At 68.9% G+C, this 14615-nt stretch carries 13 protein-coding genes; 6 read left to right on the forward strand and 7 right to left on the reverse strand.

Annotation, left to right across the window (positions count from 1 at the left end):
- On the forward strand, positions 1 to 1149 hold the full coding sequence (locus ABID41_RS10770; RefSeq protein ID WP_354297588.1) for an efflux RND transporter periplasmic adaptor subunit: 1149 nt from the start codon (positions 1 to 3) through the stop codon (positions 1147 to 1149).
- On the forward strand, positions 1149 to 4283 hold the full coding sequence (locus tag ABID41_RS10775; protein ID WP_354297589.1) for an efflux RND transporter permease subunit: 3135 nt from the start codon (positions 1149 to 1151) through the stop codon (positions 4281 to 4283). Before ABID41_RS10770 ends, ABID41_RS10775 begins: the two co-directional genes overlap by 1 nt.
- 32 nt (positions 4284 to 4315) lie before the next feature.
- Here the strand turns inward: ABID41_RS10775 and ABID41_RS10780 are convergent, their stop codons facing one another.
- Complete coding sequence (locus ABID41_RS10780; RefSeq protein ID WP_354297590.1) at positions 4316 to 5296, reverse strand: threonine ammonia-lyase; 981 nt, start codon at positions 5294 to 5296, stop codon at positions 4316 to 4318.
- Positions 5293 to 5712: a VOC family protein gene (locus ABID41_RS10785; RefSeq protein ID WP_331929131.1), complete on the reverse strand. Its 420-nt coding sequence runs from the start codon at positions 5710 to 5712 to the stop codon at positions 5293 to 5295. The genes ABID41_RS10780 and ABID41_RS10785 overlap by 4 nt, the downstream gene beginning before the upstream one ends.
- 205 nt (positions 5713 to 5917) lie before the next feature.
- On the opposite strand from ABID41_RS10785, the gene ABID41_RS10790 reads away from it, so the two are divergent.
- Together ABID41_RS10790 and ABID41_RS10795 are read left to right on the forward strand one after the other, a co-directional pair.
- Complete coding sequence (locus ABID41_RS10790; RefSeq protein ID WP_331929130.1) at positions 5918 to 7204, forward strand: adenylosuccinate synthase; 1287 nt, start codon at positions 5918 to 5920, stop codon at positions 7202 to 7204.
- 103 nt (positions 7205 to 7307) lie between these two features.
- Positions 7308 to 8096: a response regulator gene (locus ABID41_RS10795; RefSeq protein WP_354297591.1), complete on the forward strand. Its 789-nt coding sequence runs from the start codon at positions 7308 to 7310 to the stop codon at positions 8094 to 8096.
- Positions 8097 to 8157: 61 nt separating this feature from the next.
- Here the strand turns inward: ABID41_RS10795 and rpoH are convergent, their stop codons facing one another.
- From rpoH to ABID41_RS10810, 3 genes are all read right to left on the reverse strand, one after another.
- Complete coding sequence (gene rpoH / locus ABID41_RS10800) at positions 8158 to 9045, reverse strand: RNA polymerase sigma factor RpoH (protein WP_331929127.1); 888 nt, start codon at positions 9043 to 9045, stop codon at positions 8158 to 8160.
- A gap of 217 nt (positions 9046 to 9262) precedes the next feature.
- Positions 9263 to 10279 (reverse strand): RluA family pseudouridine synthase, encoded by a 1017-nt coding sequence (locus ABID41_RS10805; RefSeq protein WP_435529995.1) that lies wholly within the window; start codon positions 10277 to 10279, stop codon positions 9263 to 9265.
- Entirely contained in the window at positions 10276 to 11193 is a 918-nt protein-coding gene (locus ABID41_RS10810) for a hypothetical protein (RefSeq protein WP_331929125.1), read from the reverse strand. Before ABID41_RS10810 ends, ABID41_RS10805 begins: the two co-directional genes overlap by 4 nt.
- Before the next feature lie 209 nt (positions 11194 to 11402).
- On the opposite strand from ABID41_RS10810, the gene ABID41_RS10815 reads away from it, so the two are divergent.
- Entirely contained in the window at positions 11403 to 11573 is a 171-nt protein-coding gene (locus tag ABID41_RS10815; protein ID WP_331929123.1) for a hypothetical protein, read from the forward strand.
- Positions 11574 to 11868: 295 nt separating this feature from the next.
- The gene (locus ABID41_RS10820; protein ID WP_354297592.1) at positions 11869 to 13536 is read left to right on the forward strand and encodes an alkaline phosphatase D family protein; all 1668 of its coding nucleotides are present in this window, start codon (positions 11869 to 11871) and stop codon (positions 13534 to 13536) included.
- Here the strand turns inward: ABID41_RS10820 and ABID41_RS10825 are convergent.
- Both ABID41_RS10825 and hisI read right to left on the reverse strand, forming a co-directional pair.
- Positions 13533 to 14162 (reverse strand): LysE family translocator, encoded by a 630-nt coding sequence (locus tag ABID41_RS10825; protein WP_354297593.1) that lies wholly within the window; start codon positions 14160 to 14162, stop codon positions 13533 to 13535. The two genes, ABID41_RS10820 and ABID41_RS10825, sit on opposite strands and share 4 nt — an antisense overlap.
- Complete coding sequence (hisI, locus tag ABID41_RS10830) at positions 14159 to 14560, reverse strand: phosphoribosyl-AMP cyclohydrolase (RefSeq protein WP_354297594.1); 402 nt, start codon at positions 14558 to 14560, stop codon at positions 14159 to 14161. Before hisI ends, ABID41_RS10825 begins: the two co-directional genes overlap by 4 nt.
- Positions 14561 to 14615 lie beyond the last annotated feature (55 nt).

A 14615-nucleotide genomic window follows, 5' to 3' on the forward strand; every position in this document is an offset into this window, starting at 1 on the left:
GTGACCAACTCCAAGACCCTGCTGACGTTTGCGGTGGGCCTGGCCGCGCTGAGCCTCGTCGCCTGCGGGCCCAAGGAGCCGCCGAAGAAGGACCCGGCCGCGACCGCGCGGACGGTGAGCGTCGTCCGCGTCCAGGACCGCGCCATCGCCGGCTCGCTGACCGCGTCCGGCTCGCTGATTCCGCGCGAGGAGGCCGCCGTCCTGCCGGAAGTCGCCGGCTATCGGGTCAGCCGCGTGCTGGTCGAGGAAGGCGCCCAGGTGAAGGTCGGCCAGACCCTGGCCCAGCTCGACAGCGCCTTGATCAACGCCCAGCTCGAACAACAGAAGGCCCAGGCCGCCCAGGCCCAGGTCCAGGCCGAGCAGGCCGAGGCCGAAGCCGCCCGCGTGGCCGGGCTCGACGGCCAGGGCGTACTGAGCCAGGAGGCCATCGACCAGCGCCGCTTCCAGGCCAAGTCGGCCCGCGCCACCGCCAACGCCCAGCTCGCCGCCTATCGCGACGTCCAGACCCGGGCCGGCAAGCTGGCGGTGACCGCGCCGGTTTCCGGCCTCGTCCTCTCACGCAACGTCCGCCCCGGCGATCAGTCGGGCGCCGGCGGCGAGCCCTGGTTCCGCATCGCCCGCGACGGGCAGATCGAGCTTTCCGCCGACCTGGCCGAAGGCGATCTGGCGCGGGTCCGCGTCGGCCAGACGGCGGCTGTGACCTTGCCGTCGGGCGTCACGGTCGAGGGCCGCGTGCGGATCGTCTCGCCGCAGGTGAACGCCGAGACCAAGCTCGGCACCGTGCGCATCCTGCTGCCGGTGCGCGGCGACGTCCGCGCCGGCGGCTTCGGCCGCGCGGTGTTCAAGGACGCCACCGGTCTCGGCCTGGCCGTGCCGGAGACCGCCATTCGGTATGACGCCGACGGGGCCAGCGTGATGACTGTCGGCGCCGACAACCGCGTGAGGCGGGTCAACGTCACCACCGGCGTCCGCGGCGGCGGCTTCGTCACCCTGGTGAAGGGCCCGCCGGCCGGAACGCGCGTGATCCAGAACGCCGCCGCCTTCCTGCTGGACGGCGACATGGTCAAGCCGGTCGAGGGCGGCGCTGCGGCTCCTGCGGCCGCGCCAGCGCCGGCTCCGGCTCCGGCTCAAGCTGCGGGCAAGCGCTGATGGCCGACGTCCATAACCAAGGCGAGGGGCATGGCGGGCTGAAGATCTCGGCCTGGGCCATCAAGAATCCAGTGCCGGTGGCCGTGCTGTTCATCGCGCTGCTGCTGGCGGGCGTGGTGGCCTACACCGGCCTCTACGTGAAGATGTACCCCAACGTGCAGTTCCCGATGGTCTCGGTGACCGTCACACAGAACGGCGCGGCCCCGGGGGAAATGGAGACCCAGATCACCCGGCCCATCGAAGATGCGATGGCCGGCATCCCCAACGTCAAGAACATCTATTCGACCGTGACGCTGGGCGTCTCAACCACGAACATCGAGTTCGAGCTGGGCGAGGATCTCCAGAAGAAGACCGACGAGGTCCGCTCCCGGGTGGACCAGACGCGGGCGATCCTGCCGCGCGAGATCGACGAACCGACGGTCACCCGGGTCGAACTCGATAGTCAGCCGATCCTGACCTATGCGGTCTCGGCGCCCGAGATGTCGGACGTGGAGCTCTCCTGGTTCATCGACGACACCATCTCGCGCCTGCTTCAGGCCGAGCCGGGCGTGGCCCAGGTCGCCCGCGTCGGCGGCGTGACCCGCGAAATCAACGTCATCATCGACCCGGACAAGCTGAACGCCCGTGGCCTGACCGCGGCCCAGGTGAACAACGCCCTGCGCGCAGCGAACCTGGATTCGCCCGGCGGCCGGGTGCAGGTCGGCGGGCGCGAGCAGACCCTGCGGGTGCTCGGTTCGGTGAACACTCTGAACGCCCTGCGCGACTTCACCATCCCCACTACGGGCGGCGGATTCGTCAAGCTGACCGACGTCGCCGACGTGGGCGACGGCTCCTCCGAGGTTCGCGGCTTTGCGCGCTTCAACGGGCAGCCGGTCGTCGGGATCATGGTCATGAAGACCCGCGATTCCAGCGACGTCGCCGTCGAGGACGAGGTGATCGCCGCGCTCGGCAGGGCCGAAGCCCAGTACAAGGGCGTCAGCTTCAGCAAGATCTTCTCCAGCGTCGACGAGACGCGGGCCAGCTTCAAGGCGACCCAGCACGTCCTGCTGGAAGGCATGATCCTGGCGGCCCTGGTGGTGTTCGTCTTCCTCCGCGACTGGCGCTCGACGGCGATCACGGCGGTCGCCATGCCGATCTCGCTGATCCCGACCTTCTTCTTCATGAATATCTTCGGGTTCTCGCTGAACATCGTCACCCTGCTGGCCCTGACCCTGGTCATCGGCATCCTGGTCGATGACGCCATCGTCGAGATCGAGAACATCGAGAAGCGCGTGGCCCAGGGGATGCGGCCCTATCAGGCTGCCATGCAGGGCGCCGACGCCATCGGCCTGGCGGTGGTGGCGACGACCTTCGCCATCGTCGTGGTGTTCGCGCCGGTTTCGTTCATGTCCGGTATGGCCGGGCAGTTCTTCCGCGAGTTCGGGATCACGGTGTCGATCGCGGTGCTGTTCTCGCTGGTGGTCGCCCGCCTGCTGACACCACTGATGGCGGCCTATCTGCTCAAGCCCGTCGCTCACGCCAGGGAGCGCAAGCCGTTCCAGGGCTTCTACCACGACGCGCTGGTGTGGGCCCTCGACCACCGGATCGTCGCCTCGATGATCGGCGGGGTAATCTTCATCTCCTCTCTCGCCCTGGTGCCGCTGCTGCCGCAGGGCTTCCAGCCGGCCGGCGACCCCGACTACCTCTATGTGGACATCCAGGGGCCGCCCGGCGCCACGGCGCAGGACATGGAGGAGGCCGTCCAGCGCCTGACGCGGCTGTTCTCCGGGCGGGAGGAGGTGACCGGCGTCTTCGTCCAGGTCGGCGCCACCGTGACCAGCAACGGGTTCGGCGGCGGCGGCGGGGGAGGCGACCTGCGCACCGCCTCGATGACGGTTCTCCTCAAGGCCGACCGCGACAAGAGCGGAGCCGAGATCCGCCGCGAGATGCGCCAGGACCTGCTCGCCATTCCCGACGCCCGGGTCAGCTTCCTCGACTCGCAGGGAACGGCGGGGCTGCAGAAGATCCTCACCGGCAATGACCCGGCCAAGCTGCAGGCCGCCGCGCTCGAGCTCGAGAAGCAGATGCGCACGCTCGACGTCGTGGCCGACCCGCGGCCCTCGACGCCGCCGGTCGGGCCTGAGGTCATCGTCGTGCCGCGGTCGGACGAGGCGGCGCGCCTCGGCGTGTCGACCGAAGCCATCGCCCAGGCCGCCCGCGTCGCCACGGTCGGCGACATCGACGCCAACGTCGCCAAGATGAACGACGGCGAGCGGCGCATCCCGATCCGCATCCGCCTGCCGGCCGACGCCCGCGCCGACATCCAGCGGATCAAGTCCCTGCGCCTGCCGACCGCGGCCGGCGGGGTGACGACCCTCGACGCGGTCGCCGACGTCTACTTCCAGGCCGGTCCGGCCAAGATCGAGCGGCTGAACCGCAAGCGCCAGCTCACCGTCCAGGCTGAGCTCAACGGCGTGGAGATGGGCACCGCCAACCAGGCGGTCGAGAAGCTGCCGATCATGAAGAACCTGCCTGAGGGCGTGACGCCGGCCCAGACCGGCCAGCTCGAAGCCATGCAGGAGCTGTTCGGGTCCTTCGGCCTGGCGGTCTTCGCCGGTGTGTCGATGATCTTCGGCGTGCTGGTGCTGCTGTTCAGGTCGTTCTTCAAGCCGATCGTCATCCTGTCGGCCCTGCCGCTGGCGGTGGGCGGCGCCTTCTTCGGCCTGCTGGTCTTCAACCTGTCGCTCTCGATCCCCTCGCTGATCGGCTTCCTGATGCTGCTCGGCCTTGCCGCCAAGAACTCCATCCTGCTCGTGGAGTACGCCATCGAGCGCGAGCGGGCCGGCATGGAGCAGCGCCAGGCGCTGATGGAGGCCTGCCGCGAGCGCGCCAGGCCGATCGTCATGACCACCGTGGCCATGGCCGCAGGCATGCTGCCGACCGCCTTCGCCCTGGAGAAGGGCGCCGAGTTCCGCCAGCCGATGGCGGTGGCGGTGATCGGCGGCCTGATCACCTCGACCCTGCTGTCGCTGGTGCTGGTGCCGGTGGTCTACGAGTTCGTCGACGACTTCGAGAGCTGGCTGCGGCCCAAGCTCGCGCGCCTGATCACGCCGCGCGAGGCGCCCGGCGAAGCGGTTCCGGAAGATCGGCTGTAAGAGCGTCGCGGCTCCGCTGAGAAGCGGGGCCGCTACAGCTCCTTGCGCAGCACCTTGGCGAACAGCTCGGAGTCGACGTTCCCGCCGGAGAACACCAGCGCCGTGGTGCCCTCGCCGTAGTCCTTCACCTTGCCGGCCAACAGGGCGGCAAGGCCCACCGAGCCGCCCGGTTCGACCACGAGCTTGAGCGTCGAAAAGGCGTAGCGCATCGCCTCGGCTACCTCGGCGTCGGTGACCACCGCGATGTCGGCCATCGTCTTCTGCAGGATGGGGAAGGTCAGCAGGCCGGGGGCAGGGCTTTCCAGCGCATCGCACAGCGAGCGCGTGGCCGGCTTGGTGACGATCCGCTCGCCCTTCTGCAGCGAGCGCAGGGTGTCGTCGAAGCCCTCGGGCTCGACGCCCACCACCGCAGTTTGCGGCGACAGCGTCTTCACCGCCAGCGAGGTTCCGGCCATCAGCCCGCCGCCGCCGACGGGGGCGATCAGCGTGCTCAGGGTCGCGCCGAGCTCGCGGGCCTGGGCGACGATCTCCAGCCCTACCGTCCCCTGGCCGGCGATCACGTGCGGATCGTCGAACGCCGGCACGATCACCGCGCCGCGCTCGGCCGCGATCTGGGCGGCGATCACCTCGCGGTCCTCGGTCAGGCGGTCATAGAGCTTGATCTCCGCGCCGTAGCCGCGGGTCGCCTCGACCTTTACCGCCGGCGCGTCGGCCGGCATCACGATCAGCGCCGGCATGCCCAGCAGCCTGGCCGCCAGCGCCACGCCCTGGGCGTGGTTGCCGGACGAGAAGGCGACGACGCCGCCCTTGGCCTCCTCGGCCGAGAGCTGCGAGAGGCGATTGTAGGCGCCGCGGAACTTGAAGGCGCCGACCCGTTGCAGGGTTTCGGGCTTGATCAGCACCCGCCGGCCCAGCCGGTCGTTGAGGGCTGGGCTCTCGATCAGCGGCGTGCGCGCCGCGTGGCCGGCCAGCCGCCCGGCGGCGGCCTCGATGTCGGAGAAGCTGACGCTCATTTCGCGAACACCATGGCGTCGTCGGCGAAGGCCTTGAACTCCAGCGCGTTGCCGGAGGGATCGAGGAAGAACATCGTCGCCTGCTCGCCCGGCAGGCCCTGGAAGCGGATCTGCGGCTCGATGACGAACTTGATCCCGGCCGCCTCCAGCTTCGCAGCCAGGGCGTGCCATTCCGGCAGGGTCAGGATCGCGCCGAAGTGGCGGACCGGGACGTCCTCGCCGTCGACCGAGCTGGTGTTGTGATGGCCGACCTCGTCAGGCGACAGATGCGCGACGATCTGGTGGCCGTAGAAGTCGAAGTCGACCCAGTCGGGGCTCGACCGGCCCTCTGGGCATCCGAGCAGTTGGCCATAGAAGGCGCGGGCTTCGGCGAGGTCGCGGACCGGAAAGGCGAGGTGGAAGCGAGGACGGGTCATGCCGTCCTAATAGCCTGCGTCGGGCGCCCGCGCACTAGCTGGGACTTGACGCCGCCGCCCCTCGCTGGTTTACCCCCGCCGAACGGAGAGACGCCGCCCGAGGGGCCAGCGCATCCGGTTCCTACAATCGATCCAAGTCCACCCGCCGAGTCCTGTCGAAGGGCGTGGTCGGACCCGCTCGGGCAGGCCGGGAGATCGTATCCGAATGGCCAATGTGACCGTGATCGGCGCCCAGTGGGGCGACGAAGGCAAGGGCAAGCTCGTCGACTGGCTGTCCAATCGCGCCGACGTGGTGGTGCGCTTCCAGGGCGGCCACAATGCGGGCCACACCCTGGTGGTCGGCAACCAGACCTACAAACTCAGCCTGCTGCCCTCGGGTGTGGTCCAGGGCAAGCTGTCGGTGATCGGCAACGGCGTCGTGGTCGATCCCTGGCATCTCTTGGAAGAGATCGCCAAGCTCGGCTCGCAGGGCGTGGCGATCGACCCGGAAATGCTGGTCCTGGCCGACAACGCCGCCCTGATCCTGCCCCTGCACCGCGACCTCGACCAGGCGCGCGAAGCGGCCGCCACCAACAAGATCGGCACCACCGGCCGCGGCATCGGCCCGGCCTACGAGGACAAGGTCGGTCGCCGTGCGATCCGCGTCGGTGACCTCGCCGACCGCGACGCCCTGGAAGCCAAGATCGACCGCCTGCTGGCCCACCACACGCCGCTGCGCCGTGGCCTCGGCCTGCCGGAATACGACGGCGCCGAGCTGCTGGCCGCGCTGGAAGAGATCGCGCCGAAAATCCTGCCCTTCGCCCGTCCGGCCTGGCGCCTGCTCGACGGTGTGGTGAAGTCCGGCAAGCGGGTGCTGTTTGAGGGGGCCCAGGGCGCGTTGCTCGACGTCGACCATGGCACCTATCCTTACGTGACCTCGTCCAACACCGTCGCCGGCCAGGCTGCGGCCGGCTCGGGCCTGGGTCCGAAAGGGCCGGGCTATGTGCTGGGCATCGTCAAGGCCTACACCACGCGGGTAGGCGAGGGGCCGTTCCCGACCGAGCTCTTCGACGAGATCGGCCAGCACCTGGGCACGGTGGGCCGCGAGTTCGGCGTCGTCACCGGCCGTCCGCGCCGCTGCGGCTGGTTCGACGCCGTGCTGGTGCGCCAGTCGGTGGCGCTGAACGGCATCGACGGCATCGCGCTGACCAAGCTCGACGTGCTCGACGGCCTTGAAAAGCTGAAGATCTGCGTCGGCTACAGGCTGAACGGCGAGGTGCTGGACTACCTGCCCGCCGGCCTGAAGGCGCAGTCGGCCCTGGAGCCGGTCTATGAGGAACTGGACGGCTGGAACGAAAGCACCGCCGGCGCCACCTCCTGGAAGGACCTGCCGGCCAATGCGGTGAAGTACGTCCGCCGGGTCGAGGAGCTGATCGGGGCTCCGGCCGCCATGGTCTCCACCAGCCCGCAGCGGGACGACACCATCATGGTGCGCGATCCCTTCCAGGACTGACCCGCCGTCAAGGCGTTCTTAAGGGCGCTCTGCGAATGTCGGACAGCAATCCGCAGCGCCGAGCGCCCTCGTGTTCAACGAAGATCTGAAACGGATTCAGCGCATGGCCCCGCTCATGCGGCGGGTGCTGATCGTTGATCCAGCCGTGGCGAGCGCCCGTCTCCTGACCGAGGTGATGCGCAACATCGTCCAGGTCCAGGTCTGGCACGCGGCCACCACCCGCAAGGGCCTGGAAGCCGCCGCCCAGGTCAATCCGCAGCTCGTCTTCGTCGAACTGGCCGGCCCCGACGTCGACGGCGTGGAATTTTCCCGCCTGCTGCGCCGCTCCCATCTGCCGTGCCGCCAGGTTCCGATCATCATGGTGACCGCCACGGCCACGGCGGGGGGCATCCTGGCCGCCCGCGACGCGGGCGTGCACGAGTTCCTGCGCAAGCCCTACACCGCCAAGGACCTGCTGCGCCGGCTGGAAGCCGTCACCCTGCATCCCCGCGACTGGGTGGAGGCCGTGGAATATGTCGGCCCCGACCGGCGGCGCTTCAATTCCGGCGACTACAGCGGCCCGCTCAAGCGGCGCTCCGACGTTGGGGCCACGCCCGACGCCCAGCGCATCAGCCAGGCGCTGAAGATCATCCGCTCGGCCATCCCCGCGGCCGCCACCGACCCGCACCAGGCGATGCGAGCCCTGCTGGCCCAGACCGTCGAGCTGCAGCGCGGCGCCCAGGTCACCGACAATGCGGAGCTGGCGGCGGCGGTCGCCGAGTTCCAGCGCTATCTCGCCGGCGTCGCCCAATCGGGCGTCATGCTGCCTGACGAGATCGCGAGGCACGCCGCGGACGTGCTCGCCTTCCTACCCGAGTCGAAAGACGCTTCGGGCAAGGATTGCGCGGCCTGAAACGAAAAGCGCCGCGGCCCTTCGGGACCGCGGCGCAGGATCGTTCGGTTGTGCGAAACCCTTAGGCGTCGACCAGGTTCTTGTCGCGAGCTGCGGCCGTCACCGACTTCTGCAGCTTTTCGAAGGCCCGCACCTCGATCTGGCGAACCCGCTCGCGGCTGACGCCGTATTCGGCCGCCAGTTCCTCAAGGGTGGTCGGGCTGTCCTTCAGCCGGCGCTCGGTCAGGATGTGGCGTTCGCGGTCGGACAGTTCCGACAGCGCCGCTTCCATCAGCGTCATGCGCTGGGTGCGTTCCTGGTTCTCGGCGACGTAGGATTCCTGGCTGACGGCGGTCTCGTCCTCCAGCCAGTCCTGCCATTCGCTCTCGCCGTCCACGCGCAGCGGCGCGTTCAGCGAGGCGTCCGGCCCGGACAGGCGGCGGTTCATCGAGATGACCTCCTCGTCCAGCACGCCGAGCTTGGTGGCGATCTGGCTGACCTGTTCGGGCAGCAGGTCGCCGTCCTGGAAGGCGCTGATCTGGCTCTTGGCCTTGCGCAGGTTGAAGAACAGCTTCTTCTGCGCAGCGGTGGTCCCCATCTTCACCAGGCTCCAGGATCGCAGGATGTATTCCTGGATCGAGGCGCGGATCCACCACATGGCGTAGGTCGCCAGGCGGAAGCCCTTGTCCGGCTCGAACTTCTTCACCGCTTGCATCAGGCCGACATTGCCCTCGGAGATCACTTCCCCGATCGGCAGGCCATAGCCCCGATAGCCCATGGCGATCTTGGCCACGAGGCGCAGGTGACTGGTCACCAACTTATGGGCGGCTTCCGGATCCTCGTGCTCACGCCAGCGTTTGGCCAGCATGAACTCCTCGTCCTTGGCGAGCATCGGGAACTTGCGAATCTCGGTCAGATACCGGCTGAGGCCGCCTTCCGGCGACATCACGGCAAGCGCGTTTGCGGCCATGTGTATCCCCTTTCTTACTCGGCGGACTTCTGGATCGCTGCGCCATACAGGCGCGCGTGACCGTCCGCCCCCTCCAACCACTGAGATAGGTATTGGTTGCGACTGACGAAAGGCCCAGGTCTGGGAGAAACCGCGGCCCAAAAAATCCGACTGCTCAACTCAGGTATTTCTACAGGGGGAAGTTGGCGTGTTCAAGGCGCCAGGGGCACAGGCTTTCTTACAAAGCTGACAGAATAGCTTCCAATTGCGCCATGTCGGCCGGCAGGGGGCTTTCGAACCTCAGAGCCTGGCCGGTCACGGGATGGATGAACCCCAGCACCGCGGCGTGCAGGGCCTGGCGTTTCAGCCCTGCGGCGGCCACCGCCTCGCGGACCGGCGCAGCGGGCGGGCCTGATCCATAGACCGGGTCACCCAGGCACGGCGTTCCCTTCGAAGCCATGTGCACCCGGATCTGGTGGGTGCGCCCGGTCTCCAGCGTGCAGGCCACGCGAGCGGCCAGCGCCTTACCATCGCCGCCTCCAAAGGTCCGCTCGGTGCGATAATGGGTCACCGCCTCGCGGCCGCCGGACTTCAGGACGGCGATCTTCTTGCGGTCATGGGGCGAACGGCCCAGCCGCGTCTCCACGGTTCCCTTGGGCGGATTAGGCGCGCCTCGGACGAGGGCCACGTAGACCCTGTCTATATCGTGGCTCGCGAACAGCTTCGAAAGGCCCTGGTGCGCGGCGTCGCTCTTGGCCGCGACCATCACGCCCGAGGTGTCCTTGTCGATCCGGTGGACGATCCCGGGCCGGGCGACGCCGCCTATTCCCGAGAGGCTCGCCCCGCAGTGGAACAGCAGGGCGTTGACCAGGGTGCCGTCCTCGCTGCCCGGGGCCGGATGCACGGCCATGCCGGCCGGCTTGTCGATGACGATCAGATCGTCATCCTCGAAGAGGATGGCGAGAGGGATGTCCTGCGGTTGCGGCTCGGCCGGGGCCGGCGGCGGAATCAGCAGCTCGTAGTCACCTGCGCTCGCCTTGGACGAGGCGTCCGAGAGCGCCTTGCCGTCCCGGCGGACCAGGCCCTGGGCCATCAGCGCCTGGATGCGGCCGCGCGACAGTTCCGGGGCATGTTCGGCCAGCGCCTTGTCCAGGCGTCCGCCCGCTGCTTCCGGCGGGATGCTCACAATGCGCAGGGTCGCCTGTTCGGCCGCCGCGGGGGCGTCGAGTTCGTCGTCGATGTCTGTCTGGCTCACCCCTGGAGGTGTCCACCAGAAGACAGGCCCTTGGAAAGGCTGTTGGCCCATGTCGAGAGCAGAAAAAGCTCGCCCGCGCCGGATGCGACCGCGGCCGGGCCGATGTCGCGGATCAGATGCTTGCGGACCGCCTCGGGCGCGGTCTCCTCGGTGGCCTTGGTGTCGAGCTGCAGCAGCTCCTCGCAATGAGCGTCGTCCGCGGCCCGATCGCCGGTGAGGTCGCCGATGCGTTCCAGGATCACCGGATAGGCCGAGGGCGTGCGGGCCGCGTTCAGGGCGGCCGCCAGGATCAGCCCGTCGAGCTGCAGCGCCTTGTGCAGCGAGACGCCGTTGAAGATCAGGAAGACCGGAGTCTGGCCGACCGTGTCGAACAGGATCGCGAAGACCTGGCCCTCGTTGGGCATCAGCCAGCCGTCGAACAGCAGGCCCGAGCCGCCCATCTTGAATTGCAGCAGGCCATCGGGCCCGCGCCGGATCATGCCGTAGTCGTGGAAGATCTCGCCGGGCATGGCGATGGAGGGCCGGGTGCTGCGCCAGAACCCCTCGTAGGTCCCGGCCCGGCGCTCGGTCATCATCCGTACAAGGTCCAGGCCCGGAAGCGGCAGCCCGCCCCCCGCGGCCTCGCCGTTCGCCTTGAGGTCGGGCGCGGCCGCGACGTTCGCCTTCACGCCGAACACCTCGGCCAGGCTCGACAGGTCGCGATCCCAGTCCAGCATGGTGAAGCCAGGGCGCCGCTGGGCCACCAGCCGCGTCAGGTTCTCGAGATTGTGCGCCGACGGAGTGACCGCGCCCGAAGCCCAGCGCCCGACCAGCGATTTGTCGACGCCCAGGTCGGCGGCTAGGCGGCCGCGACTCGTCGAGAGCGCCTTCAGCACCAGGTCGAGTTTTTCCGAGAAGGGCGTCGCGGCGTGCATGACATGCCCATAATCCCATTAGGGGCGGAAGATGCAACCTTGAATGCAACGATCAGCGTTAAAATGCAACGGTTGCATACCGGGGCGTCAAATTCCTGCAACGGTTGCGCAGGTCGTCGCCTGTCGTTGCAACTGATGACGGAACCGCGTTCTGCGTATTCCAGCCGGCCAACGAGAACAGGCGCGACAAGTCGCCGCGGAGGAACGCCATGAAGTACCTGCCTCTGGGCTTTTCGATCGCCTCATTCCTGGCCGCAGGGCTGATCGCCCTGACGACCAGCGCGCATGCGCTTTCCGAGGTCAGCCAACAGGTTTCCTGCTTGGCCACGAGTAGTCAGAGCTGCGAAAGCGGCCCTGCGGCGGCTTCGTCGTCGTCCTGACTGCGATCCGCCTGACCGGAGGCGATGGCCGGTGGCCGTACGTCTCCGTGTCGAACACAGGCGCGGACCGTCTTCGGTCGAAGTTGTCCCGCTTCGTCGGGGCGTCCGCGCCTGCCGCCCGCCGGTTCCCGGCGAAGATCGGAGTTCTTGGGGGGCTGGGCCCTCGTCGCCGTCCGTGCTCGGAACCGGGCGGCGACGCGCTCCGATCTTCACCGGGACCGGCGGGTTCTCCGACATCGGACCGTCATGCAGACCTTCTAAGGTCCCGCTCCGACAAGCGGAGGGGGAGCTTCTTATGCGGGTGGATCGACGTCGGGCCCTGGCCCTGCTCGGAATGGGCGCTGCGACGCCGGCCGTGGCGCAGGCGCCCGCCCGCTATTCCAGCGCCGTGCGCTTCGATCATGGCGTGGCCTCAGGCGATCCGCTGGCCGACCGTGTCATCCTCTGGACCCGGATCACGCCCGCCGACCCCAAGGCCGGCGAGATCGCCTATAGCTGGCGGCTGAACCCAGTCGACCGCCGCGCCGGCGGCGCGAGGTCCGGGCAGGGCGTCACCGGGCCCGGCCGCGACTGGACCGCCAAGGTCGACGTGGCGGGTCTCGAACCCGGCCGCGCCTACACCTTCGAGTTCCAGGCCAACGGCGTGACCTCGCCGACGGGCCGGACGGCGACCTTGCCGAAAGGTCCCACCAAGGACGCCGTGCTGGCGGTCGCCTCCTGCTCGCTCTACCCGAACGGCTACTTCAACGCCTATGGCGCGATCGCGAAGCTGCCGCGCGTGGACGCGGTGCTGCACCTGGGCGACTACATCTACGAGTACGGCGGTCCCGGGACCTACGGGATGAACTCCCCCGTCGCGGGCGAGCGGCCGCACGACCCGCCGCACGAGATCGTCTCGCTGGCCGACTACCGTCGCCGCCACGCCCAGTACAAGTCCGACCCCCAGCTCCAGGCCGCGCACGCCCGCGCGCCCTGGATCGTGGTCTGGGACGACCACGAGACGGCCAACGACGCCTATGCGCTGGGCGCCGAGAACCATCAGCCGCAGGCCGAGGGCGATTGGAACGCGCGCAAGGCCCGGGCCATCAAGGCCTATTACGAGTGGATGCCGATCCGCGAGCCCGTGGACGGCGGTCCGGCCATCAACCGCGCCTTCCAGTTCGGCGACCTCCTCAGCCTGTTCATGGTCGAGACGCGTCTCACCGCCCGCGACCAGCAGCTCAACTACAAGCGCGACCTGCCGGACATGACCGACCAGGCGAAGGTCGCCGCCTTCCGCGCCAAGCTGGCCGATCCCTCGCGCAAGATGATGGGCGCGGCCCAGGAGGCCTGGCTCGCCAAGGGCCTGGCGGATTCGGTGAAGTCGGGCGTGACCTGGCAGGTGCTGGGCAACGAGGTGGTCATGGGCTCGACCGGCGCGGCCAGCGTAGCCAAGGTCTATGGCGAGGATCGGGTGAAGCAGATCCTGGCGGTGGATCCCGACGTCGAGCCGCGCATGGCGCAGATGGACGCCCTGGCCGAGCTTGAGCTGCCCTATTCGCTGGACATGTGGGACGGCTATCCCGCCGACCGCGAGCGGGTCTATCAGGCGATCAAGGCCGCTGGCGCGCACGCCATCGTCCTGGCCGGCGACAGCCACGCCTTCTGGGCCAACGAACTGCATGACGCCGGCGGCCAGCGGGTGGCCGTCGAGTTCGGCACGACCGGCGTCACCAGCCCCGGGGCAGGCGATGCGATCAAGAGTTTTTCGATCGGCGACCTCTATGCGCGGTCGAGCCGGGATGTGGTCTTCAGCGACCACGATGCCAAGGGCTTCCTGCTGCTTACCCTGACGTCGGATGAGGCGAAGGCCGAGCTGATGGCCGTCTCCACGATCCATCGGCAGGATTATGAGACGAATGCGAAGAAAACCTTCCGATTGAAGCCGGAATCGACGGGCGTCTCGGCCCTGACCGAGGCCTAGTTTTTCCCGAGCGCGAGGCGGGCGGCGAAGGCGATGAAGACCCCGCCGGTGACCCGATCGAGCCAGGCGACCACCCCCGGCCGCCTCAGCGCCTTGGCCAGGGGCTGGGTAGCGATGATCAGCGCCGCGAACCACGCGGCGCCCAGCAGGCCGTGGATCGCGGCCAGCAGGACCAGGAACGGCCCGGCCGGCACGCCCTGCGCCATGAACTGCGGAAGGAACGAAATGTAGAAGACGCCGATCTTCGGGTTGAGGAGATTGGTGATCAGGCCGCGCCGCATCCAGTCGAACTCACCGCCGGTCAGGCCGGCGACCTCGGCGCCCGGGTCGAAGGTCCGGCGGGGGCGCCTCAGCAGGCCGATCCCCAGCCAGAGCAGATAGGCCGCGCCCGTCCATTTCAGGACGGTGAAGGCCGCTTGCGAGGCGGTCAGCAGGGCGCCCAGGCCGACGGCCACGGCCGAACCCCAGACCAGGCAGCCGATCACGATGCCCAGGCCGGCGAGGGCGGCCCGCCGGGGACCCTCGACCGCCGCGGTTCGCAGGACGAGGGCGGTGTCCAGGCCCGGGAGTACGGTCAGAACGGCGGCTGCGGCCGTGAAGCCGAGGACCGCCTCGGCCGGGCTCATGGCCGCTCGACCAGCCTGCCGTCCTCGACGACGACGCGGTAGAAGCAGGAGCGGAACCCGACGTGGCAGGCTCCGCCGTCGCCCTGCGGCAAGACCTTGATCCACAGGCAGTCCTGGTCGCAATCGATGCGCATCTCGACGATCTTCTGGATCTGGCCGCTGGTCGCGCCCTTGTGCCAGATCTCGTTGCGGGAACGGCTGAAATAGACCGCCTCGCTCAGCTCCAGGGTCTGGGCCAGCGCCTCGGCGTTCATGTGCGCGAACATCAGGACCTCGCCCGTCTCGGCGTGGGTCGCGACAACGGCCAGCAGGCCATTAGCGTCGAATCGGGGGCTGAGGATTTCGCCGCGCTCGAGGGCGGCCTTGTCAGGGGCGGTGGGAAAGCTGGCCTGGGTCATGGACGCATATGGCGCCGGCCAAGGGCCTCGCGCCAGCCCCTTGAGCACAAAGCGG

This window comes from Phenylobacterium koreense (assembly GCF_040545335.1).
In the GTDB taxonomy this organism is placed as follows: Bacteria; Pseudomonadota; Alphaproteobacteria; order Caulobacterales; family Caulobacteraceae; genus Phenylobacterium; species Phenylobacterium koreense.

Coding starts and splice junctions, on each gene's coding strand:
- ABID41_RS10775 (WP_354297589.1), top strand. CDS start 1,149: ATGGCCGACGTCCATAACCAAGGCGAGGGGCATGGCGGGCTGAAGATC.
- ABID41_RS10780 (WP_354297590.1), bottom strand. CDS start 5,296: ATGAGCGTCAGCTTCTCCGACATCGAGGCCGCCGCCGGGCGGCTGGCC.
- ABID41_RS10785 (WP_331929131.1), bottom strand. CDS start 5,712: ATGACCCGTCCTCGCTTCCACCTCGCCTTTCCGGTCCGCGACCTCGCC.
- ABID41_RS10790 (WP_331929130.1), top strand. CDS start 5,918: ATGGCCAATGTGACCGTGATCGGCGCCCAGTGGGGCGACGAAGGCAAG.
- ABID41_RS10795 (WP_354297591.1), top strand. CDS start 7,308: ATGGCCCCGCTCATGCGGCGGGTGCTGATCGTTGATCCAGCCGTGGCG.
- rpoH (WP_331929127.1), bottom strand. CDS start 9,045: ATGGCCGCAAACGCGCTTGCCGTGATGTCGCCGGAAGGCGGCCTCAGC.
- ABID41_RS10810 (WP_331929125.1), bottom strand. CDS start 11,193: ATGCACGCCGCGACGCCCTTCTCGGAAAAACTCGACCTGGTGCTGAAG.
- ABID41_RS10815 (WP_331929123.1), top strand. CDS start 11,403: ATGAAGTACCTGCCTCTGGGCTTTTCGATCGCCTCATTCCTGGCCGCA.
- ABID41_RS10820 (WP_354297592.1), top strand. CDS start 11,869: ATGCGGGTGGATCGACGTCGGGCCCTGGCCCTGCTCGGAATGGGCGCT.
- ABID41_RS10825 (WP_354297593.1), bottom strand. CDS start 14,162: ATGAGCCCGGCCGAGGCGGTCCTCGGCTTCACGGCCGCAGCCGCCGTT.
- hisI (WP_354297594.1), bottom strand. CDS start 14,560: ATGACCCAGGCCAGCTTTCCCACCGCCCCTGACAAGGCCGCCCTCGAG.